Source organism: Siccirubricoccus soli (assembly GCF_024178315.1).
In the GTDB taxonomy this organism is placed as follows: domain Bacteria; phylum Pseudomonadota; class Alphaproteobacteria; order Acetobacterales; family Acetobacteraceae; genus Siccirubricoccus; species Siccirubricoccus soli.
In genome coordinates this window covers 16,171-37,688 of sequence record NZ_JAMZIK010000056.1, presented here as the reverse complement: position 1 = coordinate 37,688, position 21,518 = coordinate 16,171, and the positions used below count along the sequence as shown (strand labels likewise).

Below are 21,518 nucleotides of genomic sequence, written 5' to 3'. Positions count from 1 at the left end.
CCAAGCCGGTGATCATTGCAGGGATCGCAGCGGCAGGCCCTTCCGCTCCAGATAGTCCAGCCGCGCCGCCAGATCCTCCTCGCGGCAGGCCATCAGGCTGACTACGCCGAGGCTCACCTGGCGCTGCGGCAGGGTCCCTTCGGCGGGCAGGGTCACCGCCTCGCCGGGAGCGATCTCCACCACCAGCTCCCGCGCCGCGCCGGCCACCACCGGCAGGGCCACGAAGATGGTGCCGCCGGCCGTCAGCTCCAGGCTACGGAAGGGGCCGGGCTCGGCATCGGCGGCATGGGCGCGCAGCGCGGCCCGGCTGCCCGCCGGCGGGGCGCGCAGCTCCAGCATCACCCGCAGCCGGTCGCCCTCCAGCCCCTCCGGCAGGGGCAGGCGCAGCCGGGCCGGGCCTGCAGGCGTGGTCCAGCAGCCCCAGCGTTCCAGCCGCTCCCAGCCCGGGCCCTCGCGCAGCGCATCCGCCACCGCCATGGCGGGAGAGGGGCGATGGCCCGGCAGCAGTCGCAGCTCATGGATCTCGCCCAGGCGGAAGCCCAGCCGGGCGAGGGGCGGCGGCAACGCCGGCAGCTCCGCTTCGACGAGGCCCAGCAGCTCCCCGGCCAGGTCCGGCCAGCGCCGCAGCCGCAGCTTCTGTCCAATGGCGGCCTCCTGCGCGGCGCGGAAGCCGGGTTCGAAGATCAGCCGCTCCAGCTTGGCGACCAGGTCGGGCTCGTTCTGCGGCTGGAAATAGAGCGCCGCCTCGCCCCCGGCCTCGCGCAGCGAGGAATGGTCCGGCACCAGCGCCAGCTTACCATGCGCCAGGCTCTCCGTGACCGGCAGGCCCCAGCCCTCGTAGAAGCTGTTGTACACGGTGAAGAGGCAGTCCCGGTACAGCCCCTCCAGCACCGTGTCCGAGACATGGTGCAGCAGCCGCACCCTGGCGCGGAGGGTGGGGGAATTGGCGTGCAGCGCCAGCGCCGCCTCCGCCAGCCAGCCCTTCTTGCCGACGCAGACCAGCTCCGGCACCGCCTCCGCCCCGTGCTTGCGCACCAGGGTCAGCCAAGCATTGAACAGCAGCAGGTGGTTCTTGCGGCTTTCGATGGTGCCGACGCAGAGGATGAAGGGCGGCTGCCCGGCGGCGGGCGGCGGCGCCGCGACGGCCGGCTCCGCCGCATCCAGCCGCAGCACCCGGGCCGGCAGGCTGAGCCCGGGCAGGTACTGCGCGAGCTGATCGAGGAAATCCCGCTTGGTGCATTCGGAGTTGGTCAGCACCGCATCGGCATGCAGCGCCATGGCGGCGAACCAGCGGGCGAACTCCTCGACGAGCCCCGCGGCGCAATGCTCCGGCAGCAGCAGCGGGATGCAGTCATGAATGAAGGGGATGTAGCGCAGCCCGTGGCGCGCCTTCGCCTCCCGCACCCGGCGCAGATAGTCCGGGATCCACCAGGAGGTGCCGAGATTGACCAGCCGGCTGCCCTCGGGGAAGGCCAGCGGCGGACTTTCGCGCAGCAATTGCCGCACCTCCGCGATGGCGGCGGCCCAGTCCGGCTCGGCGATGTCGGTGCCGGTGCGGGACAGGGTGGCGAGGCGGAGGAAGAGCGCGGTGGGCAGCGCCACCCAGGTGCTGCGCTGCGGGTCGAAGGCGGCCGCCACCGCTGGCGCCGCGCCCTGCAGCGCTTCCCGGATCAGGTTGAGCTGGACCCGCTGGATGCCGGTGGGCGCCCGGTTGTGCCGGAAATAGTCGAGCAGGTCGGAGGCATCGAACACCACCGTGGCGGCGCTGCCGGGCGCGGCCGCCTCGGCCGGGGCCGGGGTGGGGAGGGACGCCGCAGCGGGCTCCGGCTGGCGCGGCGGCGCTGGCCAAGGGGGCGGCGCGGCCGTGGCGGGCTGGGCTGGGGGCGGGGCGGCGGGCATGGCCGGGGCGGGCGGCGGGGGGGCGGGCGCTGCTGCGGTCTGCGGTGCGTCGGGCACCGGGTCGGTCGCCATCAGCTCCTGCCGCGCCGCCGCATTGCCGGGGTCGAGTGTCAGGGCCCGGGCATATTCCTCGAAGGCTTCCTCCAGCCGGCCCAGCAGCTTCAGCGCATGGCCGATCTGCAGGTGCAGGTCGGCATCCTCCGGTTGCAGGCGCTCCGCCTCCCGGTAGAGCAGCAGCGCGGCGCGGGGGTCGCCTGCTTCCTTCATGCAGTGGCCGTACTGCACCCAGATCGGCCAGTCCTCCGGCCGCAGGCGGAGATAGCCGGCATAGGCTTGCGCCGCCTCCGTCCACTCCCGGTGGTCCCGCAGCCCATCGGCGCGGGCCAGCAATTCCTCCGCGGTGGGCCGGGTGCTGTCGGACGGGGCGTGCTGATCCATGCAGGCTTCTCCTCGCCGGCCGGCCGTGCCGGACCGCCTCGGGGCCAGCATTACCGCGACGCCGTGCGGCTGCGAACCCGGGGCGCGGAGCCCGCCTTCCGGCGCCCGCCCGAAGCACCGGGCGGGCAGTCCATCCCTCAGCCGAAGATCAGCAAGGCCCCGACCAGCAGCGGGGAGAGCAACACCAGGACCGCGGCGGCCCGCAGCAGCAGCAGGGCAAGATCGACGGCCCCAAGGGCGAGCGCCTGGCGCAGCAGCCCCGGCGGGGCCGCCGGGGTCGGGGATGCGGCGCTGCCCGCCGCCGCGCCGGGCGCCGCCGGCAGGGCCAGCGCATCGCCATGGGTGCGCTCCGGGATCAGATCCTCTGGGGAGTATGCCACATCCATCACCCGCATCTTTGGCGCGATAAAGCGCCAGCGATGTTCACCCCGCAAGCGATATTGGTGCGGCAGCGCGTCATCGAAAGAGGGCTTGCACACATCCCCGTTCACGTGGCGGTGTGAAGTTGCGCGGCATGATGCCGCCGCGAGGTTGCCGGAGATTGAACGGATGGGTGCCCCGAAACGGCCCAGGATCTTCCTCGATGGCTACAACCTGGCGTTGGACCAGGGGACCGGGGTGGCGACCTATGCGCGGAACCTCAGCTTCGCCATGGCCCGCCTGGGCGCCGAGGTGGGCGTGCTCTACGGCACCCGCGCCTCGCCCTCCCGCGATCCGCTGATTCGGGAGATCGCCTTCTTCGACGAAAGGGTGGGCGAGGCGCCGCAATGGCTGCAGGCCATCCGCCGCGGCTACCGGCTGATCGGCTCCCCGGGTGGGGAGGTGGCCAGCCGGGTGCCTGTCACCGGCCAGGTCATCGCCACCACCTTCCGCGACCGCCTGCCGCATTACGACGAGATCTGGAATGCGCGGGAGGTGTTCCAGCAGGCGCATGCGCATTTCCGCGTCATGCAGCGGCTGCTGCCGGTCCGGATGCGCGGCGGCCGGCGGCCGGAGCTGATGCACTGGACCTACCCGATCCCGATCGCCATGCCGGGCACCCGCAACATCTACACCATGCACGACCTGGTGCCGCTGCGCCTGCCCTACACCACCCTCGACAACAAGCGCCGCTATTTCCGCCTCAACCGCCTGCTCGCCCGCAGCGCCGAGCACATCGTCACCGTCTCCGAAGCGTCCAAGCGGGACATCGTCAGCCTGCTCGGCGTGCCGGAGGAGCGGGTGACGAACACCTACCAGGCGGTGGACATCCCGAAGAAGTTCCGCGAGGTGCCGATGCCGGCGGTCGCCGCCGAGATCGAGGGGAGCTTCGGCCTGGCCGCTGGCCGCTACTGGCTGTTCTTCGGCGCCATCGAGCCGAAGAAGAACGTCGGCCGGATGATCCAGGCCTATCTGGCGGCCAATGTGGCGGACCCGCTGGTCATCGTCGGCAAGAAGGCCTGGAAGTCGGAGCAGGAGCTCCGCCTGATGTTCGACGACCATATCCGCACCCTGGTACTGGAAGGCGGAACGCTCAGGACCCGGCGAAAGATCATTCTGCTGGACTACGCGCCCTTCCGCCTGCTGGTGAACCTGATCCGCGGCGCCCGCGGCGTGCTCTTCCCCTCGCTCTACGAAGGATTCGGCCTGCCGGCGCTGGAATCCATGCTGCTCGGCACGCCCGTCATCACCTCCAACTCCGCCTCCATGCCTGAGGTGGTAGGGGATGCGGCGCTGCAGGTGGACCCCTACGACATCTCCGGCCTCGTGCAGGCCATCCAGGCGCTGGACGGCGATGCCGAGCTGCGCGCCCGGCTGGCGGAAGCAGGACCGCGCCGCGCCGCCCTGTTCAGCCCGGAGCGCTATGCGGAGCGCCTCAGCGCCCTCTATGCGAAGCTCGGCATCGATCTGGCGCCGCCGGTCCCGGCCGAGGCGCCGCGCCTGGCCGCCGAGTGATGGCCCCCCCGCGCCGCCGCTTCGAGGCCGGGGACCTGCTCTTCGGCGAGGACCATGATTTCGTGGTCACTCTCTATATGGCGCTGCTGCGGCGCTGGCCGGATGCGGGCGGCTACCGCCACTATCTGGAGCTGGTCGCCGACCGGCCGGAGCGCCGTGCCGATGCGCTGCGGCAGATGATGGAGTCCGAGGAGGCGAAACGCGTCGCCGCGCCCATCCACCTGCCGCCCGGCCCGATCCTGCCGACCGACCCGCTCCGCGCGCTGCAGGCGGTGCTGGCGATCCGCAGCGAATTCCTGGCCGAGCAGCTGCTCGAGCTGCGCGAGGTGCTGGCGTTGCAGGATGGCGGCGGGGGCGGGCTCGGCGCCGAGGTGATCGAGGCGAGGGACGCCGCGCTGCGCCAGGAACTCGCCCTGCTGCGGCGGGAGGTGGGGGAGCGGCTGGAGGGCGTCGCCAGGCTGTTGCGCGACGCCGGCGCGCCGGAGGGCGCGCTCGCCACCGCCGAGGAGCGCGCCGCCGCCGCCCTGGCGCCGCTGCTGGCCGGCTATGTCGGGGATCTTCTCGCCGCCAGCCAGATGCAGATGGAGGCGCGGCTGCGCGCCCTGGAGGCCCGCATCCTTGCCCTCGAAGCACGCTGAGCCGGGAAGGGGGCGGGGATGAGCGCCACCCCGGCCGACCTCGTCGTCTTCACCCCGCTGCCGCCGGCGCGTTCCGGCATCGCCGCCTACAGCGCGGAGCTGCTGCCGCTGCTGGCGGAGCATCGCCGCATCGCCGTGGTGGTGGCGCGGATGGCCGACAAGGTGCCGCTGCCAGGCTGCGAGGTGCTGGCAGAGATGGAGTACCGGCGCGACCCGGCGCTCGCCGCCCTTCCGCATCTCTTCCAGCTCGGCAATTCGCTCGACCACGCGCATGTCTATCGCGCGGCGCTGCGCAGCCCCGGCATCCTCGTGCTGCACGACCCGGTGCTGCATCATCTGGTGGAAGCGCTGACCCTCGGCCGCGGCGACTGGGCGGGATACGAGCAGGCGCTGGCGGCGGAGTATGGCGAGGCCGGGCGGCGCCTCGCCCGGCGCCGCCGGCACGGGCTGTTCGACCCGGCGCAGCGCTTCCTGCTGCCGCTGAACGGCGCGGTGCTGGACCGGGCGCGCGGCGTACTGGTCCACAGCCGCTTCGCCGCCGGCCGCGTCGCCCGCATCGGCGGGCCGGAGGTGCGGGTGGTGCCGCACCACCTCTCGCCGCTGGTCGCCACGGCCGCAGGGCTGAGCAAGGCGGAAGCGCGTGCGCGCTGTCATCTGCCGCCCGACCGGCCGGTGCTGCTCTCCCTCGGCCACGCCACCCCGGCCAAGCGGATCGACCTGGTGCTGGAGGCGGTGGCGCGGCTGCGCGATGCCGGCTCCCCGCTGCTGCATGTCATCGCCGGGGCGGTGGAGCCGGGCTTCGACCTGGAAGGGCAGATCGCCCGGCTCGGCCTCGGCGACCGGGTCCGCATCACCGGCTGGCTGGGGGAGGAGGAATTCCTTGCCCATGCCAGGGCGGCGGATCTGCTGGTCAATCTCCGCTGGCCGCTGGCCGGGGAGAGTTCCGGCGCCCTGGTCCGGGCGCTCGGCCTCGGCCTGCCGGCGCTGGTGGATGCCGCCGGGCCGCTCGGTGAATGGCCGGACGCGGTCGTTGCGAAGCTGGAGTCGGGGCCGGAGCTGCTGCCGCGACTCGCCGCGGCGATCGGCGCCCTGCTGGCCGACCCGGCCGGGTTGGCGGCCCGCGGGGCGGCGGCGGCGGCGCATCTGCGGGTGGCGGCCGATCCCGCCCTCTCCGTCGCCGCCTATCTGCAGGCGATCCGGGACTGGGGCTGAATCCCGCGCGGATCGGCCGGCGACCGGGCCTTGCCGCCGCAGCCGCGGCACGTCATCGTTCCGCTTGCATCGGTCAATCACGCAACGGGTCCATGATATTCGGCGAATTCAACTGGGTTTGATCCCGCCCTGCCGATGGCGGCGCTAGAGCATCTTTGGATCTCGCGAGGCGAGGCGGAGGACAGGGCAGGTCATGACGGAGCGGGACGGGCCGGCCCTACGGGTGCTGGTCGCGGAGGACGAAGCCCTGGCAGCGATGGTGCTGGAGGATATTCTGGCCGAAGCCGGCCATCAGGTGGTGATGGCGCCCGATGGTGAGGTCGCACTGCGCCTGGCACGGGAGAGCCGCTTCGACCTGCTGCTGACCGACCTGGCCATGCCGCGCCTTACAGGATGGGATCTGATCTACGCCCTGCGGCAGGAGCAGCCCGACCTGCCGGTGGTGGTGATGACGGGCTACCTGCCGCCCGGCGGGCGGGAGGTGCTCTACCAGACCGCGCGGCCGCCCCGGGCCCTGCTGCACAAGCCCTTCGATATCGGTGAGCTGCTCACGGTGCTGGACGGCATCGCGCCGCGCCCCGCCGCGGGCCGCGCGCCGCTCGTGGCCATGGCGCCGCGCCTGGCGAGCTGATCCGGCGGCTGCGCCAGGGCGGGTCGGCGGCGATGGCGGGCAACCGGCCGCGGCCCGCCTCCCGACATGCACAGGCTTCGCGGATTCACGGTTTTTCGTCCTCCTCAGGCCATGTTGCTGTCACCATCTGCGTCAAGCTTCCGGAGCCGTTCCGGTTGACCACGTCCCTACCCCGCCGGCAGGGTGCCCCGATGCGAGCCTGGATCGTCCCACTCCTCTGTTCCGCTCTGCTGGCCGCCCCGGCCTGCGGGCAGAAGCCGCCGCCCCTGGGCGCCGAGCCCGCCCCCATGGGCCCAGGGGGCAAGCCTTCCTTCGGCAGTCCGCCGCCACGCGGGATGCAGCCCGGCCCCGGGGCGGCGCCCGGCCTTGCGCCCGCTCCCCCGCCTGCCCCCGGTCCCGCCCCGGGCGCCAGCCTGGCCGGCAAGCCGCCGCCCCTGCCCCCGGGCAGCGACCCCTTCGGCGGGCCGGGTGGCGGGCGCCGCCCGGTCTCCTCCGGCACCGGCTTCGTCGTGGCGCCCGGGCGGCTGCTGACCAATCACCATGTCGCCAATGGCTGCGCCGAGATGCGTGTCCGCCCAGCCTCGGGCGGGGAGGAGCTGGTGGCGACCGTCGCCGCCACGGATGAGCAGCGCGACCTGGCGCTGCTGAATGTCCGCGGCAATGCCGGCCCCCCGCTCACCTTCCGCGGCGGACCGGAGATGCGGCGCGGAGAGGGGGTGGTGACCTATGGCTTCCCGCTCGCCGGGCTGCTCTCCTCCGGCCCCACCCTGACCACGGGGGAGGTCTCGGCGCTGGCGGGGCTGCGCGACAACCCGCGCCAGTTCCAGATCAGCGCCCCGGTGCAGCCGGGCAATTCCGGCGGGCCGCTGCTGGACATGCAGGGCCATGTGGTGGGCGTCGTCGTCTCCAAGCTGAATGCCCAGCGCATCGCCCAGAGCACCGGCGACATCCCGCAGAACGTCAATTTCGCAGTGAAGGGCCATGAAGCGATGGACTTCCTCCGCCGCAACGGCGTGGAGCCGCGGGTGGCGCCGAGCAGCGCGGCGCGCAGCGCCGCCGAGGTCGGCGAGGTCGCGCATCCCTCCACCGTCTTCCTGCGCTGCATGCGCTAGCTCCCCATGACGTTGCCGTGCAACGTCATGGGGAGCCCCGGGAGTCGCGGGGCGACCGGCATTTCGCACAGCCTGCCGCGGCAAAGCTGCGGCAGGCAACAGGCGGCGTAAGTCCCGGGCGGGGCGCCGGGGGCCCGATGCCGGGGCGGGCGGTGCTGGTCCCGTGGGTGAGGGCAGGTTAGCCTCCGCGCGACGGAGGACCCACCCCATGCGCAGCATCGACGCGCCGACCCTGAAGAGCTGGATCCATGACGGCAGGGAGCTCGCCATCCTCGATGCGCGGGAAGTCGGGGAGTTCGGCCGGTCGCACCTCTTCTGGGCGAATCCCTGCCCGCTCTCCCAGGCCGAGCTGCGTGCCCGCGCCATCCTGCCCTGCCGCAGCACCCGCATCGCCTGCGTCGATGGCGGGGAGGGCGGGCTGGCGGCGCGCCTCGCCACTTGGCTGGAGCGCGTCGGCTACACGGATGTGAGCGTGCTGGAAGGCGGCACCCCAGCCTGGGAGGCGGCGGGCTATGTCCTCTTCTCGGGCGTGAACGTGCCGTCCAAGGCCTTCGGGGAGTGGGTGGAGCACCACTACCACACCCCCTCCATCGACCCGGCCGAGCTGGACGCCATGCGCCGCGGCGGCACCGACATGGTGATCCTGGACAGCCGGCCGATGGAGGAGTTCCGCCGCATGTCCATCCCCGGCGCCACCTGCGTGCCGGGGGGCGAGCTGGTCTATCGGATCGGCGAGCTGGCGCCGGACCCCGCCACCACCATCGTGGTGAATTGCGCCGGCCGCACGCGCTCCATCATGGGTGCCGAATCGCTCCGCAGTGCCGGGGTGCCGAACAAGGTGGTGGCGCTGCGCAACGGCACCATGGGGTGGGAGCTGGCCGGCTTCACCTGCGACCGCGGCAAGGCGCTGAGCTACCCCGAAGGCACCCCGGCCAGCCTGCCCGTGGCGCTGGAGCGTGCCCAGGCCTTCGCCGACCGGCATGGGGTGAAACCGCTGGACCGCGCCGGCCTCGTCGCCCTGCTGGCGGAGACGGGCCGCACGACCCTGGTGCTGGATGTGCGCGACCCCGCCGAATACGCCGCCGGCCATCTGCCCGGCAGCCGCAACGCCCCCGGCGGGCAGCTCGTCCAGGCCACCGACCAGTGGGTTGCGGTGCGCGGCGCCCGGATCGTACTGGTGGACGATACCGGGGTGCGCGCCCGCATGGCCGGGGGGTGGCTCCGTCAGCTCGGGCAATGGGAGGTCTTCGTGCTGGAGGGCGGGCTGCAGGGCGCGCTCGAGACCGGCACCCCGGCGCCGGACTGCCCGGAGGTGGCGGCGGTGGACGCCCCCTCCGTCACCCCTGCCACCCTGGCCGCGGCGCTGGAGAAGGGCGGCACGAAGGTGGTGCAGCTCACCCGGTCCCTCGACTTCCGGGAGGCGGCGATCCCCGGCGCCCTCTGGGGCGTGCGTACCCGCCTGGCCGGCTTGGCCCCGGCGCTGGCAGGCGCGGCACAGGTGGTGGTCGCCGCCGCGGAGCCGGTGACCGGCCGCCTGGCGGTGCCGGAGCTGCGCGGCCTGACCGCTGCCCCGGTGCTGCTGCTGGAGGGCGGTCTCGCCGCCTGGAAGGAAGCCGGCCTGCCGCTGGTAGTCGATCGCCGCAACCCGGAGGACGCCGCCTGCATCGACGTCTACCTCCGCCCCTACGACCGCAATGAGGGGGTGGAGGAGGCGATGCGCGAATACCTCTCCTGGGAGATCGACCTGGTGCATGAGGTGGCGCGGGACGGCGATGCCCGCTTCGGCGCCGCTTGAGGGGCTGCGCCGGATCGGGAAGCGGCTCGGCGGCGCCGCGCTGGACCTGCTGCTGCCGCCGCACTGCCTCACCTGCGACGCTCCGGTGCAGCTGCAGGGCACGCTCTGCGCCGCCTGCTTCGCCGGGCTGTCCTTCATCGGCGCGCCCTGCTGCGCCTGCTGCGGCGTGCCCTTCCCGCATGCCGGGCACGGGATGCCGGGGCCGGAGGGGCCGCTCTGCGAAGTCTGCGTCGCGATGCCGCGCGCCTTCGCCCGGGCCCGGGCGGCGCTGCGCTACGATGCCGGGGCGCAGAAGCTGATCCTGCCCTTCAAGCATGCCGACCGGACGGAGCTGGCCGGGCCGCTGGCCCTGCACATGGCCCGGGCGGGCGCGGCGCTGCTGGCGCGGGCGGATCTGCTGGCGCCGGTGCCGCTGCACTGGCGGCGACTGTTCCGCCGTCGCTACAATCAGGCTGCGCTGCTGGCCGGGCGCCTGGCCCGACACGCCGGCAAGCCGAATGTGCCGGACCTGCTGCGCCGCAGCCGCGCCACGCCGCCGCTGGGGGAGATGGGGGCGGCGGAGCGCGCGGCGGTGCTCGCCGATGCCTTCCGCGTCCCGGCCCGCCTCGCGCCGCGCTTGGCCGGGAAGCGGGTGCTGCTGGTAGATGACGTCATGACCTCCGGCGCCACGGCGGAGGCCTGTGCCCGCGCGCTGCTGGAGGCCGGCGCCGCTTCGGTGGAAGTGCTGGCGGCGGCCAGGGTGCCGGATCCGCGGCTCGAGCGGGCCTGACGAGGGGCTTCGTCGTTCCTTCCGGTTCCACCCGCCCAGGGGACCTGGGACCCCCGCGAGTCCTGTGGCGGAACCTCGGGCCGAAACTCTCAGAGGCTTTTCGGCCTTTGGCGGGTAGCGGACACCCGCGTTCAACCTGGAGGGGGAAGCCCCTTCCGGTACCGCCTTGATTCACCCACGAAAGGCCCCAAGCTATCTGCCATGCCGAAGATCGAGATCTACACCCAGCCCTTCTGCCCCTATTGCGAGCGCGCCGTGGCGCTGCTCACGCGCAAGGGCGTGCCCTTCGAGGAGTTCGATGCGCCGCACGGCTCTCAGGCCCGCAAGGACGCCATCGCCCGCTCCGGCGGCCGCACCACCGTGCCGCAGATCTTCATCGATGGCCGCTCCATCGGCGGCTCGGACGACCTGATGGCGCTGGAGCGTGCAGGCAAGCTGGACACGCTTCTGGCGGGCTGAGCACCGCTTTGGCACTCCACGCCGATGAGTGCCAGCGCTACACTCCGATGACACCCCGGCATGGGTGCCGGGCCGAGGATGATGGGGAATGATCCACTACGACCTCCGTTGCGCCTCCGGGCATGAATTCGACGGCTGGTTCAAGGACAGCGTGGCCTATGAGAAGCAGGCCAAGGCCGGCTTCGTGCAATGCCCGGTCTGCGGCGGGACCGAGGTGACCAAGCAGCTCATGGCCCCGGCGATTCCGAAGAAGGGCAGCAGCCGCGCCAAGCCGCCCGAGTCGCCCCCGGCCGCGCCGCCCGCCGAATCCCGCAGCCAGGCCGCTGCCGGCCCCATGCCCGCCCAGGTGCTGGCGCTGCTGCAGCGCATGCGGGCCGAGGTGGAGAAGCATTGCGACTATGTCGGCCGGGATTTCGCCGAGGAAGCGCGCAAGATCCATCGCGGTGAGAGCGACGCGCGCGGCATCTACGGCGAGACGACCGATGCCGAGGCCGAGACGCTGCGCGAAGAGGGCATCGAGCTGGCCCGCATCCCCTGGGTGCCGCGCGCCGATGGCTGAGCCTGAAGGGGTGGTGCCGGGAGTCATGCAGGGATTGGCACAGATCCCGCGGTGGCATTGAGGAGGGCTCTGCCCTCCTCAAACTCCACCCGCCAAAGGCCGAAGGGCCTTTGGAAACCGCGAATTCTAGAGCAGATCGCCGTAGGGCGGCATCGCCCGAAGGCGTGAATCAGCTCTGCAAACAAAGGCGTAGAGCGGTTTCGGTGAACGCATGTAAACCGAAAACGCTCTAGGGGGCGCGGATGTTGCGTTCGCGGATGACGCGGCCCCACTTCGCGGACTCGGCCTTCGCATAGGCCTCGAAGGCCTCGGGCGGCTCGCCCAGCACCAGCAGGCCGGCACTTTCCAGCTTGCCGCGCACCTCCGCATTGGCGAGCGACGCCCTCGTGGCGGCGTATAACCGCCGCACCACGGCATCGGGCGTGCCGGCCACGGCCATGAAGGCGAAGTCGGTCGAGGATTCGAATTCCGGCAGCCCGCTCTCCGCCAGGGTCGGCACCTCCGGCGCCAGCGGCGTGCGCTGCCTGGTGGAAACGCCCAGGGGACGGATCTGGCCGGCGGCGATGAAGGGCAGGGCAGTGATGGCATCGATGAAGGTCACCTGCACCTCCCCCGCCAGCAGCGCCTGCGCCGCCGGGCCGCCGCCGCGATAGGGGACGTGCAGCATGGAAATGCCGCCCATCGCCAGCAGCATCTCCGTCGCCATGTGGCTGGTGCCGCCGATGCCGGAGGTGGCGAAGCTGAGCTTGTCCGGCTGCGTCCTGGCCAGCGCCAGCAGCTCCTCCAGGCTCCGCGCCGGCAGGCTGGGATGCACGCAGAGGAGCTGCGGGCTCTTGGCGACCAGGGAGATGCCGGTGAAGGCACGCTCGCTGTCATAGGGGATGTTCGGCACCAGATGCGGCGCGATGCCATAGGTGCTGTTGGTGCCGAGCAGCAGCGTATAGCCATCCGGCCTGGCCCGCGCGACATAGGCGTGCCCCAGCGTGCCCGTCGCACCCGGCCGGTTCTCCACCACCACGGGCTGGCCGAGCTCCACCCCAAGCCGCTGCGCCAGGATGCGCGTCACGCTGTCCGAGGAGCCGCCCGCCGGCCAGGGGTTCACGATGGTCACCGGGCGGTCCGGGTAGGGCGCTTCCTGCGCCCGCGCGGCCACGGGCAGGAAGGGCAGGGCGAGCAGCGCGCGGCGGGCGAGCATCATCGGCGACCTCGGGGGTGATGCGTGCTCGCTTGCGGTGCAGCCACCGGCAAGCGTGGATCACGCGACCTGAAAGGGGGGTTGACCGTGCGGCGTCACCCCAGATCCAGCACCAGGTTGAGATGCTTGTCCACCGTGACGCGCGTCGCCGGGCCGATGACGCAGGTGGATTCCCGCTCCTCCACCAGCGCCGGACCGGGAAATTCCATGCCCGGGCGCAGCGCGTAGCGGTCATAGACCGGGGCGGGCAGGGGGCCGTGGCCCTCGAACACCACCGGCCGCGTGGCGCGCGGCGTGGGCGTGCCGCCCGCCCCCGCTGCGCCGCGGCCGATGCGGATATCCTGCCCCGGCGCGGCGCAGGCGAGCCGCCAGGACAGCGCCTCGATCGGCTGATCCTCCACCACCCGTCCGAAGCGGGTGCGGTAGGCGGCGAAGAAGGCCTCGCGGATGGCCGGGATGTCCGTCTCCGCCAGCCGCAGCCCCGGCAGCGGCACCGGAATCTCGAAGCCCTGCCCGACATGGCGCATATCGGCCGTCGGCGTCAGGGCGATGCTCGCCGGATCGGCCCCGGCCTCCTCCAGCAGGGTGCGGCCTTCCGCGTCCATCTCGGCGAACAGCGCGTTCACCCGCGCCCAGTCCAGCCGCTCCAGCCGGCCGACCAGGCTGCGCGCCATATCGGTGGCCGGCGGCGCGACCAGGAAGCCGAGCGCCGAGGCGACGCCGGCGCCGAGCGGCACCACGATGCGGCGGATCTTCAGCAGCTTCGCCAGGTTCCAGGCATGCACCGGCCCGGCGCCGCCGAAGGCGATCAGCGCATAGTCGCGCGGGTCGCGGCCCTTCTCCGCCAGATGCATGCGGGTTGCCGCCGCCATCGTCTCATCGACGATGCGCTGCACGCCGAGCGCCGCGGTATCGGCGGAGACATCGAGCTTCACCGCCACCCCCTCGGCGAAGGCGCGGCGCACCCGGTCCGGGTCCAGCGCCATCTCGCCACCGAGGAAATAGGCGGGATCCAGCCGCCCCAGCATGAGGTCGGCATCGGTCACGCAGGGCTCCGTGCCGCCGCGGCCGTAGCAGACCGGGCCCGGCACCGCCCCGGCGCTGCGCGGGCCCACCTTCATCAGCCCGCTGCCCGGCTCGACCCGGGCGATGGAGCCGCCGCCGGCGCCGATCTCGATCATGTCCACGACCGAGACCTTCAGCGGCAGCCCGCTGCCCTTGACGAAGCGGCGGACGCGCCCCGCCTCGAAGTCGAATTTGTGGTCCGGCGCGCCGTCCTCGACGAGGCACATCTTCGCCGTGGTGCCGCCCATGTCGTAGCTGACGACGCGATCAAGCCCCGCCAGCTTCGACAGGAAGGCCGCCGCCATCGCCCCCGCCGCCGGCCCGCTTTCGATCAGGCGGATCGGGAAGGCCTTGGCTTCGCGCACCGCGCAGATGCCGCCGCCCGAGAGCATGATGTAGAGCCTTCCCTCGAAGCCGATGCGCGCCAAGTCGCGTTCCAGCTTGTCGAGATAGCGCTGCATGCGCGGCTGCACATAGGCATTGGCGCAGGCGGTGCTGGTGCGTTCGAATTCCCGGATCTCCGGCGCCACCTCGGCGGAGAGGGTCAGCGGCAGGTCCGGGTAGAGGCTGCGGATGATCTCCGCCGCCCGCGCCTCATGCCGCTTGTCGCGGTAGCTGTGCAGGAAGCCGATGGCCAGCGCCTCGACACCCTCGCCCTCCACCAGTGCGCGGGCCTCGCGGGCCACGGCCGCCTCGTCCAGCGCCAGGAGCTCGGCGCCATCGGCATCCAGCCGCCCGGCGATCTCTCGCCGCAGGTAGCGCGGCACCAGGGTGGGCGGAGCCTCGAGGAAGAGGTCGTAGAGATCGTAGCGGATCTCCCGCCCGATCTCGAGGGAATCGCGGAAGCCGGCGGTGGTGAGTAGCCCCACCTTGGCGCCAGTGCGCTCGATGACGGTGTTCGTCACCAGCGTCGTGCCATGCACCATGCTGTGCAGCCCGGCGGGGGTCAGCCCGGCCTCCCGCAGCACGCGCTGGGTGCCCTCGATGATCGCCTCGGAGGGATCGGCCGGGGTGGTCAGCAGCTTGCCGGTATGCACCAGGTCACGGCTGGGGTCGTGCAGGACGAGGTCGGTGAAGGTGCCGCCGACGTCGACACCGATGCGTGCGGTTGCCATGGCTCAGCCCGCCTTCGTCACATAGCCGTCGCGCAAATCGGCGGCGAGCGCCGCTGCGTCGCGCTCCTCCGGCGGGCCATAGCCGCCACCTCCGGCGTAGCGCATCACCAGCCGCGTGCCGGGGGTGATCATGGTGCGGGATTTCGGGTGCGGGCGGGTGCCGTCGCTCATCACGATCTCCGCCGGCGCGCCCGGCGCGCCGCCGCAGATGCCCTGGGCCGGGTGGTCCCGCCGGTCGCTGAGCAAGGAGAGGCGCAGCGGGGCGGGCGAGCGGACCTCGATCTCCGCCTCCTGCCCCAGCCCGCCACGGAAGCGCCCGGCGCCGCCGCTATCGGGGCGGAGCTGCTTCTTCCAGACGATCAGCGGCGCCACGCTCTCGAAGGCCTCGATGGAGCCCGCCCCGGCATTGGTCGGGAAGGCGGTGGTGGGCAGCCCGTCCCGGTGCGGCGCGGCGCCCATGCCGCCGGAGGCGAAGAGGATCTGGCTGAACCGGTCGCCATTGCGGTCCACGCCGCTGAACAGCGCCCGCATAGTGGGCGCCCCGCCGCATTCGGCGATCACCTTCTCCGGCAGCACGCCCTCCAGCGCCTTGTAGATGGCCCCGGCCAGGAGATGGCCGGTGAGCTGGCGGGCGCTGACCGGCGCCGGGAAGCGCGGGTTCAGGATGCTGCCCTCCGGCGCCACCACCTGGATGGCGCGGTAGCTGCCCTCATTGCGGGGGGTGAAGGGGTCCAGCGCGCATTTCACCGGATAGACCGAATAGGCGTGGGTGTAGTTCCACACGCAATTGATGCCGCGGTCGATCTGCCGGCTGGTGCCGTCGAAATCGATCAGCATCTCCTCGCCCCGCACCGAGACGGCGCAGGCGATGCGCGTCACCGCCTCGTCGAAGCCATCGGCCTCGATGGTCGCGCGATAGGTGCCGTCCGGCACCGCCGCGATGGCCTGGCGCATGGCGCGGTCCGCGCGGCCATGCAGGGCGCGGCCCAGGCCGGCGAGGTCCGGCAGCCCGGCATCCTCCAGGAACTCCGTCACCCGCGCGGCGCAGACCTCGTTCGCCGTGATCTGCGCCTCGAGGTCGCCGGTCACCTGCTTCGGCAGCCGGACATTGGCGAGGAACATCTCCATCACCTGCTCGTTCCGCACGCCCTCCCGCAGCAGGCGGACGGGGGGGATGCGGATGCCTTCCTCGAACATCTCCCGGCAATCGGCGGACCAGAGCGCGCCGCCGACATCCGGGCTATGGGCGATGGAGCCGGCGAAGCCGACCAGCCTCCCCCGGTGGAAGATCGGCGTCACCGCAGTGATGTCCGGCAGGTGGCCGGTGGCCAGCCAGGGGTCGTTGGTGATGACGCAATCGCCCGGCCGCCAGGCCTCGGCGGGGAATTTCTGCAGGAAATGCTTGGTGGTGCGCGGCAGGATGCAGGAGAAGCTGGCGATGCCGCCGGTATTCTCGCTGATGCTGTCGCCATTCGCGTCCATCAGCACCGTGGCGAAATCATTCGATTCCCGGACGATGGTGGAGAAGGCGGTGCGCAGCAGCGCCGCCGCCGCCTCGTCGGCGATGGAGATCAGCCGGCTCCAGAGGATCTCCAGGGTGATGGGGTCGAAGCCGCCATCCGCATCCGCCGTCATGCAAAGGCCCTCTGCCTGATTTTGAAACGCTAGAACCATCACCCGAGAGCCACAAGCCACCGGTTGATTTCCGGCCGGGCGCTGCCAGGATCGGGGGTCGGGAAGGGAGGGTTGTCCATGCTGGCCATCGAGCCGAGCGGGCAGGTGCTGGGCGCCACGGTGCACGGGCTGGACCTGGCGCAGCCGCTCGCGGATGCGGATTTCGTGACGCTGCTGCAGGCGCTCGGCCGCCATGGCGTGCTGCGCATCCCGGGGCAGCGGATCGCGCCGCGCCATTTGCGGGACTTCTCCCGGCGCTTCGGCCCGATCCAGACCGGCATCGCCGATCGCTTCCGCGACCCGGAGGTGCCGGAAGTGGGCATCCTCTCGAACCTTGTGCGGGACGGGAAACCGATCGGCCTGGCGGACGCCGGGCAGGATTGGCACACCGACATGTCCTATACGGCGACCCGGGGCTTCGTGAACGTGCTCTACGCCGTGCAGGTGCCGCGGCGGGATGGCAGGCCTTTGGGCGCGACGCTCTTCGCCAATACCCGCGCCGCGGCCCGCGACCTGCCGGCGGAGGTGGTGCGGCGGCTGGAGGGGCTGACCGCCACGCATGACTTCAACGTGTTCTGGGAGCGCATGCGTCGCCGCCCCGGCAGCGCCCGCGCGGCGCTGACGCCGGAGCAGCGCGCCAAGCGCCCGCCGGCCCGCCACCCGGTGCTGCTGCCGCACCCCATCACCGGCGAGACGGTGCTGTACTGCAACCCCGGCTATGCCGAGCGGATCGATGGCCTCGACCCGGCGGAAAGCGCCAGCCTGCTGGACTACCTGATCGCCCATCAGCTGCAGGCGAAGTACCGCTACGCGCATCACTGGACCGAGGGCGACGTGCTGATCTGGGACCATATCGGCACCCTGCACAACGCCATCCCCGATTACCGGCCGGACGAGCCCCGGCTGATGCTGCGCTGCCAGGTGATGGCGGCGGATGTCTTCGACCCCGGTTTCCAGCAACGCTGGCTGAAGGCGGCCTGACCCTATGAAGATCATCAGCTTCGCCACCAGGGTGGGCGAGTCCTACGGCCTCGTCCAGGGCGAGGGTATCGTCGATTGCGGCCGGCGCCTGCATTACCCGGGCGTGAAGGCGGTGCTGGAAGCCGGGGCGCTCGGCGAGCTGACCGTCTTCGCCGCCGCGGAGCCGGACCACGCCCTGGCCGATGTCACCGTGCTGCCGGCGGTGCCGCAGGACAGGAAGGTGCTCTGCGTCGGGCTGAACTATCGTGCCCATGTCGCCGAGGCGGCGGGGCGGGAGGTGCCGGAGAACCCGCGCATCTTCGCCCGGCTGGCGGACACCATCATCGGCCATGGCGCGCCGCTCTGGCGCCCTGCCAACTCGACGCATTTCGACTACGAGGGCGAGCTGGCGGTCGTCATCGGCAAGCCGGGGCGCCGCATTCCGGCGGCGCGGGCGCTGGAACACGTCGCGGCCTACACCATCTTCCAGGATGGCAGCGTGCGTGACTACCAGAAGCATTCGGTGACGGCGGGGAAGAACTTCCCCCATACCGGCCCGCTCGGCCCCTGGCTGGTCAGCGCCGACGAGATCCCGGACCCGGCGGCCCTGACCCTGACCACGCGGGTGAATGGCGAGCAGCGGCAGCGCACCAGCACCGGCGACATGATCCTCAGCGTCGAGGCGCTGATCGAATACATCTCCGCCTTCACCCCGCTGGCGCCGGGCGACGTCATCGCCACCGGCACCCCGGAAGGCGTCGCCCATGCCCGCAAGCCGCCGCCCTGGCTGGTGCCGGGCGATGTGGTGGAGGTGGAGATCAGCGGCATCGGCACCCTGCGCAACCCCGTCATCGCGGAACCCACAGCTTGACCGCCTACCCACTGATCACCCGCCGGACCCTGTTGGCGGCGACGCTCGCCTCCCCCTTGGCCACCCCGGCGCTCGCGCAATCCCCCTGGCCCAACCGCCCGGTGCGCCTCGTCGTGCCCTTCCCGCCGGGCGGCTCCAACGACGTCATGGCCAGGCCGCTGGCGGAGCGGCTGCAGGCGAAGCTCGGCCAGCCCTTCGTGGTGGAGAATCGCGGCGGGGCAGGGGGCGCCATCGGGGCCGGCCAGGTCGCCCAGGCGCCGGCGGATGGCTACACGCTGATGGTCACCTCCTCCTCCTTCCCCACCTCGGCGGTACTGCAGAAGACGCCCTGGGATGCGGAGGGGAGCTTCGACGCGGTGGCGCTGCTGGCCCGCGCCCCCTTCTTCCTGATGACCAATCCCGGCTTCGCGCCGCGCGACGTGCCCTCGCTGGTGGCGCTGGCCAAGGCGCAGCCGGGCAGCATCGATTACGGCACCTCCGGCGCCGGCGGCATCAACCACTTCATCACCGAGTATTTCTGCCTGCGCGCCGGCATCCGGATGAACCACGTGCCCTATCGCGGCACGGCGCCGGCGGTGACGGATCTCGTCGCCGGCAACATCCAGCTCATGCTCACCACCGTCGCCAGCGCCAATGCCGCCATCCGCGAACAGCGCGTGCGGGTCATCGCCGCGACGGCCGAAGGCGGCGGGCTGCCGCCGGAGGTGCCGCCGGTCACCACGGTGAAGCAGCAGGGGGTGGATTACGAGGTGGCGATCTGGTGGGGGCTGCTGACCCCGCGCGGGCTGCCGCCGGAGATCCGCCGCGCCATCCACACCGCGGTGAACGAGGCGCTGGGGGACCCCAATCTCCGCCGCATCTATGCCGGGGAGGGCGCCACCCCCGCCCCGGTAGGGCCGGAGGAATTCCCCGCCATCCTGAAGGCCGACCTCGCCCGCTGGCGCGAGGTGGCGCAGGCCGCCAATATCCGCGCCGAATGACCGAGCATCCCACCCCGCGCCGCCGCGCCTTCGACCCCGCCGCCACCGGCGCCCTGCACGGGCTCCGCGTGGTCGATCTCTCCCGCCTCGTCGCCGGGAACATCCTCACCAAGGTGCTGGCCGACCATGGCGCCGAGGTGGTGAAAGTGGAGCCGCCGGAGGGCGACACGCTGCGCGCCTGGCGCATCCAGGGCATTTCCACCACCTGGAAGACGCTCAGCCGCAACAAGCTCTCCGTCTGCCTGGCGCTGCGGGACCCGCAGGCGATCGCGGTGGTGAAGCGGATGGCGGAGGAGGCGGCGATCTTCGTCGAAAGCTTCCGCCCCGGCGTACTGGAAGCCATGGGGCTCGGGCCGGAGGTGCTGCTGGCGCGCAACCCGCGCCTCGTCATCGTGCGCATCAGCGGCTGGGGGCAGGACGGCCCCTACCAGCACAAGCCCGGCTTCGGCACGCTGGTGGAGGGCTATTCCGGCTTCGCCGCGGTGAACGGCTTCGCCGACCGCGAACCCGTGCTGCCGCCGATGTACATGGCGGATGGCTATGCCGGGCTGTACGGCGCCGCCACCGCCATGATCGCGCTGCGCCATGCCGAGGCGACGGGGCAGGGGCAGGTGATCGACCAGACGCTGTTCGACCCCATCCACGTGATGATGGAGCCGCAGCACGCGAACTGGAAGATCAACCGCAAGCTGAAGCCGCGCACCGGCAGCCGCAGCACCAATGCGGTGCCGCGCAACGCCTACCGCACCAGGGATGGCGGCTGGGTCTGCCTCTCCGCCTCGACCCAGGGGATGACGGAGAAGCTGCTGCGCAGCATCGGGCGGGAGGAGCTGATCACCGACCCCCGCTTCCGCACCAATGCGGACCGCGTGCAGCATGGCGAGGAGCTGGACGGCATCATTGCCGACCACATAAGGGGCCTCACCCTGGCGGAAACCCTGGCGAAATTCGATGCCGCCGGCGTCACCATCGGCCCGATCATGGATGCGGAGATGCTGGAGCATGACCGTTACGTGGTGGAGCGGGAGGCGGTGATCGAAGTGCCGGATACCGAGATGCCGGGCGGCTGGCTGCCCATGCACGGGGCGGTGCCGCGGCTCTCTGCCACGCCGGGCATCCTGGCCCGCCCGGCGCCGCAGCTCGGGGAGCACAACGAGGCCGTCCTCGGCCCGCTGCTGGGCGCGGAGGAGCTTGCCCGTCTCCGCCAGGCCGGGGTCGTCCAGGGCGGCTGAAGCCCGGAACCCTTCCACCGCTGTCGATGTTCCTGCCGCGTGACGGCGGGAGGCAGGCATGCGGCTGGAAGGCGAGCGCGAAAGCAGCAATGTGGAGGACCGGCGCGGCGGCGGCGGCTTGCCGATCGGCTTGGCCGGCGGCGGCATCGGCACCGTGGCCCTGGTGGTGATCGCGCTGCTGCTCGGGGTGGATCCCTCCTTCATCCTCAATGGCGGCGGGGATGCGGGGCCGGAGCGGCAGGTGGTGCAGACCGGCCCGGGCCCCGATGGCGCGCAGGAGCCGGAGCGCCGCTTCGTCGCCCAGGTGCTGGCGACCACGGAGGATGCCTGGGGCGAGATCTTCCGCCGCGGCGGCCAGCGCTACGCCCCGCCCAGCCTCATCCTCTTCACCGGCGCGACCCAGAGCGGCTGCGGCTTCGCGCAGAGCGCGGTCGGGCCCTTCTATTGCCCCGAGGATCGGCGGGTCTATCTCGATCTCGGCTTCTTCCGGGACATGGAGCGCCAGCTCGGTGCGCCGGGGGATTTCGCCCGCGCCTATGTCATCGCGCATGAGGTCGGGCACCATGTGCAGAACCAGCTCGGCATCCTCGACCGCGTGAACGAGGCGCGGCGACGGATGGATGAGCGGAGCTCGAACGCACTACAGGTGCGGATCGAGCTGCAGGCGGATTGCTTCGCCGGCATCTGGGCGCGGCAGACCCAGCGGGTGCTGGAGCCGGGCGATATCGAGGAAGGGATCAACGCCGCCGCTGCCGTCGGCGATGACCGGCTGCAGCGCCGCGCCCGCGGCACGGTGGTGCCGGAAAGCTTCACCCATGGCAGCTCCGCCCAGCGCGTCCGCTGGTTCCGCCGCGGGCTGGACAGCGGCGACCCGCGGCAATGCGACAGCTTCGCTGCCGAATCACTCTGACGCGCCTCAAGGAACGTTCGGCCGCCCGTGCCGTTGGGGCCGGCAGGAAGGGCGGAACGCCCTCCAACG

The 21,518-nt window shown here is 72.1% G+C and carries 19 protein-coding genes; 14 read left to right on the top strand and 5 right to left on the bottom strand.

Going from position 1 to position 21,518, the window contains the following annotated elements:
• Positions 1-12: 12 nt before the first annotated feature.
• Together NJ376_RS09350 and NJ376_RS09345 are read right to left on the bottom strand one after the other, a co-directional pair.
• The gene (locus NJ376_RS09350; RefSeq protein ID WP_252952976.1) at positions 13-2,337 is read right to left on the bottom strand and encodes a glycosyltransferase family 4 protein; all 2,325 of its coding nucleotides are present in this window, start codon (positions 2,335-2,337) and stop codon (positions 13-15) included.
• 137 nt (positions 2,338-2,474) lie between these two features.
• Entirely contained in the window at positions 2,475-2,723 is a 249-nt protein-coding gene (locus NJ376_RS09345) for a hypothetical protein (protein WP_252952975.1), read from the bottom strand.
• A 163-nt stretch (positions 2,724-2,886) separates the two neighbouring features.
• Here NJ376_RS09345 and NJ376_RS09340 point away from each other — a divergent pair, with 163 nt between their 5' ends.
• The 9 genes from NJ376_RS09340 (at position 2,887) to NJ376_RS09300 (ending at position 11,447) form a co-directional block, all read left to right on the top strand.
• Positions 2,887-4,272 (top strand): glycosyltransferase family 4 protein, encoded by a 1,386-nt coding sequence (locus NJ376_RS09340; protein ID WP_252952974.1) that lies wholly within the window; start codon positions 2,887-2,889, stop codon positions 4,270-4,272.
• Positions 4,272-4,910 (top strand): DUF4214 domain-containing protein, encoded by a 639-nt coding sequence (locus NJ376_RS09335; protein ID WP_252952973.1) that lies wholly within the window; start codon positions 4,272-4,274, stop codon positions 4,908-4,910. The genes NJ376_RS09340 and NJ376_RS09335 overlap by 1 nt, the downstream gene beginning before the upstream one ends.
• An 18-nt stretch (positions 4,911-4,928) precedes the next feature.
• Entirely contained in the window at positions 4,929-6,122 is a 1,194-nt protein-coding gene (locus NJ376_RS09330) for a glycosyltransferase (protein WP_252952972.1), read from the top strand.
• A gap of 193 nt (positions 6,123-6,315) precedes the next feature.
• On the top strand, positions 6,316-6,753 hold the full coding sequence (locus NJ376_RS09325; RefSeq protein WP_252952971.1) for a response regulator: 438 nt from the start codon (positions 6,316-6,318) through the stop codon (positions 6,751-6,753).
• Positions 6,754-7,088: 335 nt separating this feature from the next.
• Positions 7,089-7,865, top strand: coding sequence for a S1C family serine protease (locus tag NJ376_RS09320; RefSeq protein ID WP_252952970.1), 777 nt, complete (start codon positions 7,089-7,091; stop codon positions 7,863-7,865).
• Positions 7,866-8,073: 208 nt separating this feature from the next.
• Positions 8,074-9,660: a rhodanese-like domain-containing protein gene (locus tag NJ376_RS09315; RefSeq protein ID WP_252952969.1), complete on the top strand. Its 1,587-nt coding sequence runs from the start codon at positions 8,074-8,076 to the stop codon at positions 9,658-9,660.
• Positions 9,638-10,429: a ComF family protein gene (locus NJ376_RS09310; RefSeq protein WP_252952968.1), complete on the top strand. Its 792-nt coding sequence runs from the start codon at positions 9,638-9,640 to the stop codon at positions 10,427-10,429. Before NJ376_RS09315 ends, NJ376_RS09310 begins: the two co-directional genes overlap by 23 nt.
• Before the next feature lie 201 nt (positions 10,430-10,630).
• Positions 10,631-10,888 (top strand): glutaredoxin 3, encoded by a 258-nt coding sequence (grxC, locus tag NJ376_RS09305; protein WP_252952967.1) that lies wholly within the window; start codon positions 10,631-10,633, stop codon positions 10,886-10,888.
• Between the two features lie 88 nt (positions 10,889-10,976).
• On the top strand, positions 10,977-11,447 hold the full coding sequence (locus NJ376_RS09300) for a DUF1178 family protein (RefSeq protein ID WP_252952966.1): 471 nt from the start codon (positions 10,977-10,979) through the stop codon (positions 11,445-11,447).
• Positions 11,448-11,676: 229 nt separating this feature from the next.
• Here the strand turns inward: NJ376_RS09300 and NJ376_RS09295 are convergent, their stop codons facing one another.
• The 3 genes from NJ376_RS09295 to NJ376_RS09285 form a co-directional block, all read right to left on the bottom strand.
• Positions 11,677-12,645, bottom strand: a complete 969-nt coding sequence (locus NJ376_RS09295; protein ID WP_252952965.1) for a Bug family tripartite tricarboxylate transporter substrate binding protein — start codon at positions 12,643-12,645, stop codon at positions 11,677-11,679.
• 92 nt (positions 12,646-12,737) lie between these two features.
• Entirely contained in the window at positions 12,738-14,822 is a 2,085-nt protein-coding gene (locus tag NJ376_RS09290; protein ID WP_252952964.1) for a hydantoinase/oxoprolinase family protein, read from the bottom strand.
• Between the two features lie 3 nt (positions 14,823-14,825).
• Positions 14,826-16,457 (bottom strand): hydantoinase B/oxoprolinase family protein, encoded by a 1,632-nt coding sequence (locus NJ376_RS09285; RefSeq protein WP_252952963.1) that lies wholly within the window; start codon positions 16,455-16,457, stop codon positions 14,826-14,828.
• A gap of 117 nt (positions 16,458-16,574) precedes the next feature.
• Between NJ376_RS09285 and NJ376_RS09280 the strand changes: the two genes are divergently transcribed.
• From NJ376_RS09280 to ypfJ, 5 genes are read left to right on the top strand one after another with little or no spacing between them, the layout of a single operon-like run.
• Positions 16,575-17,477 (top strand): TauD/TfdA dioxygenase family protein, encoded by a 903-nt coding sequence (locus tag NJ376_RS09280; RefSeq protein ID WP_252952962.1) that lies wholly within the window; start codon positions 16,575-16,577, stop codon positions 17,475-17,477.
• 4 nt (positions 17,478-17,481) lie between these two features.
• Positions 17,482-18,327, top strand: a complete 846-nt coding sequence (locus NJ376_RS09275) for a fumarylacetoacetate hydrolase family protein (RefSeq protein ID WP_252952961.1) — start codon at positions 17,482-17,484, stop codon at positions 18,325-18,327.
• Positions 18,324-19,307, top strand: a complete 984-nt coding sequence (locus NJ376_RS09270; RefSeq protein WP_252952960.1) for a Bug family tripartite tricarboxylate transporter substrate binding protein — start codon at positions 18,324-18,326, stop codon at positions 19,305-19,307. The genes NJ376_RS09275 and NJ376_RS09270 overlap by 4 nt, the downstream gene beginning before the upstream one ends.
• On the top strand, positions 19,304-20,539 hold the full coding sequence (locus NJ376_RS09265; protein ID WP_252952959.1) for a CaiB/BaiF CoA transferase family protein: 1,236 nt from the start codon (positions 19,304-19,306) through the stop codon (positions 20,537-20,539). Before NJ376_RS09270 ends, NJ376_RS09265 begins: the two co-directional genes overlap by 4 nt.
• Before the next feature lie 58 nt (positions 20,540-20,597).
• Complete coding sequence (ypfJ, locus tag NJ376_RS09260; protein WP_252952958.1) at positions 20,598-21,449, top strand: KPN_02809 family neutral zinc metallopeptidase; 852 nt, start codon at positions 20,598-20,600, stop codon at positions 21,447-21,449.
• The last annotated feature ends 69 nt before the right edge of the window (positions 21,450-21,518 follow it).

Excerpts from the sequence above, each read along its gene's own strand:
- NJ376_RS09350 (WP_252952976.1), bottom strand. The coding sequence starts at position 2,337 with ATGGATCAGCACGCCCCGTCCGACAGCACCCGGCCCACCGCGGAGGAA.
- NJ376_RS09345 (WP_252952975.1), bottom strand. The coding sequence starts at position 2,723 with ATGGATGTGGCATACTCCCCAGAGGATCTGATCCCGGAGCGCACCCAT.
- NJ376_RS09340 (WP_252952974.1), top strand. The coding sequence starts at position 2,887 with ATGGGTGCCCCGAAACGGCCCAGGATCTTCCTCGATGGCTACAACCTG.
- NJ376_RS09335 (WP_252952973.1), top strand. The coding sequence starts at position 4,272 with ATGGCCCCCCCGCGCCGCCGCTTCGAGGCCGGGGACCTGCTCTTCGGC.
- NJ376_RS09330 (WP_252952972.1), top strand. The coding sequence starts at position 4,929 with ATGAGCGCCACCCCGGCCGACCTCGTCGTCTTCACCCCGCTGCCGCCG.
- NJ376_RS09325 (WP_252952971.1), top strand. The coding sequence starts at position 6,316 with ATGACGGAGCGGGACGGGCCGGCCCTACGGGTGCTGGTCGCGGAGGAC.
- NJ376_RS09320 (WP_252952970.1), top strand. The coding sequence starts at position 7,089 with ATGCAGCCCGGCCCCGGGGCGGCGCCCGGCCTTGCGCCCGCTCCCCCG.
- NJ376_RS09315 (WP_252952969.1), top strand. The coding sequence starts at position 8,074 with ATGCGCAGCATCGACGCGCCGACCCTGAAGAGCTGGATCCATGACGGC.
- NJ376_RS09310 (WP_252952968.1), top strand. The coding sequence starts at position 9,638 with ATGCCCGCTTCGGCGCCGCTTGAGGGGCTGCGCCGGATCGGGAAGCGG.
- grxC (WP_252952967.1), top strand. The coding sequence starts at position 10,631 with ATGCCGAAGATCGAGATCTACACCCAGCCCTTCTGCCCCTATTGCGAG.
- NJ376_RS09300 (WP_252952966.1), top strand. The coding sequence starts at position 10,977 with ATGATCCACTACGACCTCCGTTGCGCCTCCGGGCATGAATTCGACGGC.
- NJ376_RS09295 (WP_252952965.1), bottom strand. The coding sequence starts at position 12,645 with ATGATGCTCGCCCGCCGCGCGCTGCTCGCCCTGCCCTTCCTGCCCGTG.
- NJ376_RS09290 (WP_252952964.1), bottom strand. The coding sequence starts at position 14,822 with ATGGCAACCGCACGCATCGGTGTCGACGTCGGCGGCACCTTCACCGAC.
- NJ376_RS09285 (WP_252952963.1), bottom strand. The coding sequence starts at position 16,457 with ATGACGGCGGATGCGGATGGCGGCTTCGACCCCATCACCCTGGAGATC.
- NJ376_RS09280 (WP_252952962.1), top strand. The coding sequence starts at position 16,575 with ATGCTGGCCATCGAGCCGAGCGGGCAGGTGCTGGGCGCCACGGTGCAC.
- NJ376_RS09275 (WP_252952961.1), top strand. The coding sequence starts at position 17,482 with ATGAAGATCATCAGCTTCGCCACCAGGGTGGGCGAGTCCTACGGCCTC.
- NJ376_RS09265 (WP_252952959.1), top strand. The coding sequence starts at position 19,304 with ATGACCGAGCATCCCACCCCGCGCCGCCGCGCCTTCGACCCCGCCGCC.
- ypfJ (WP_252952958.1), top strand. The coding sequence starts at position 20,598 with ATGCGGCTGGAAGGCGAGCGCGAAAGCAGCAATGTGGAGGACCGGCGC.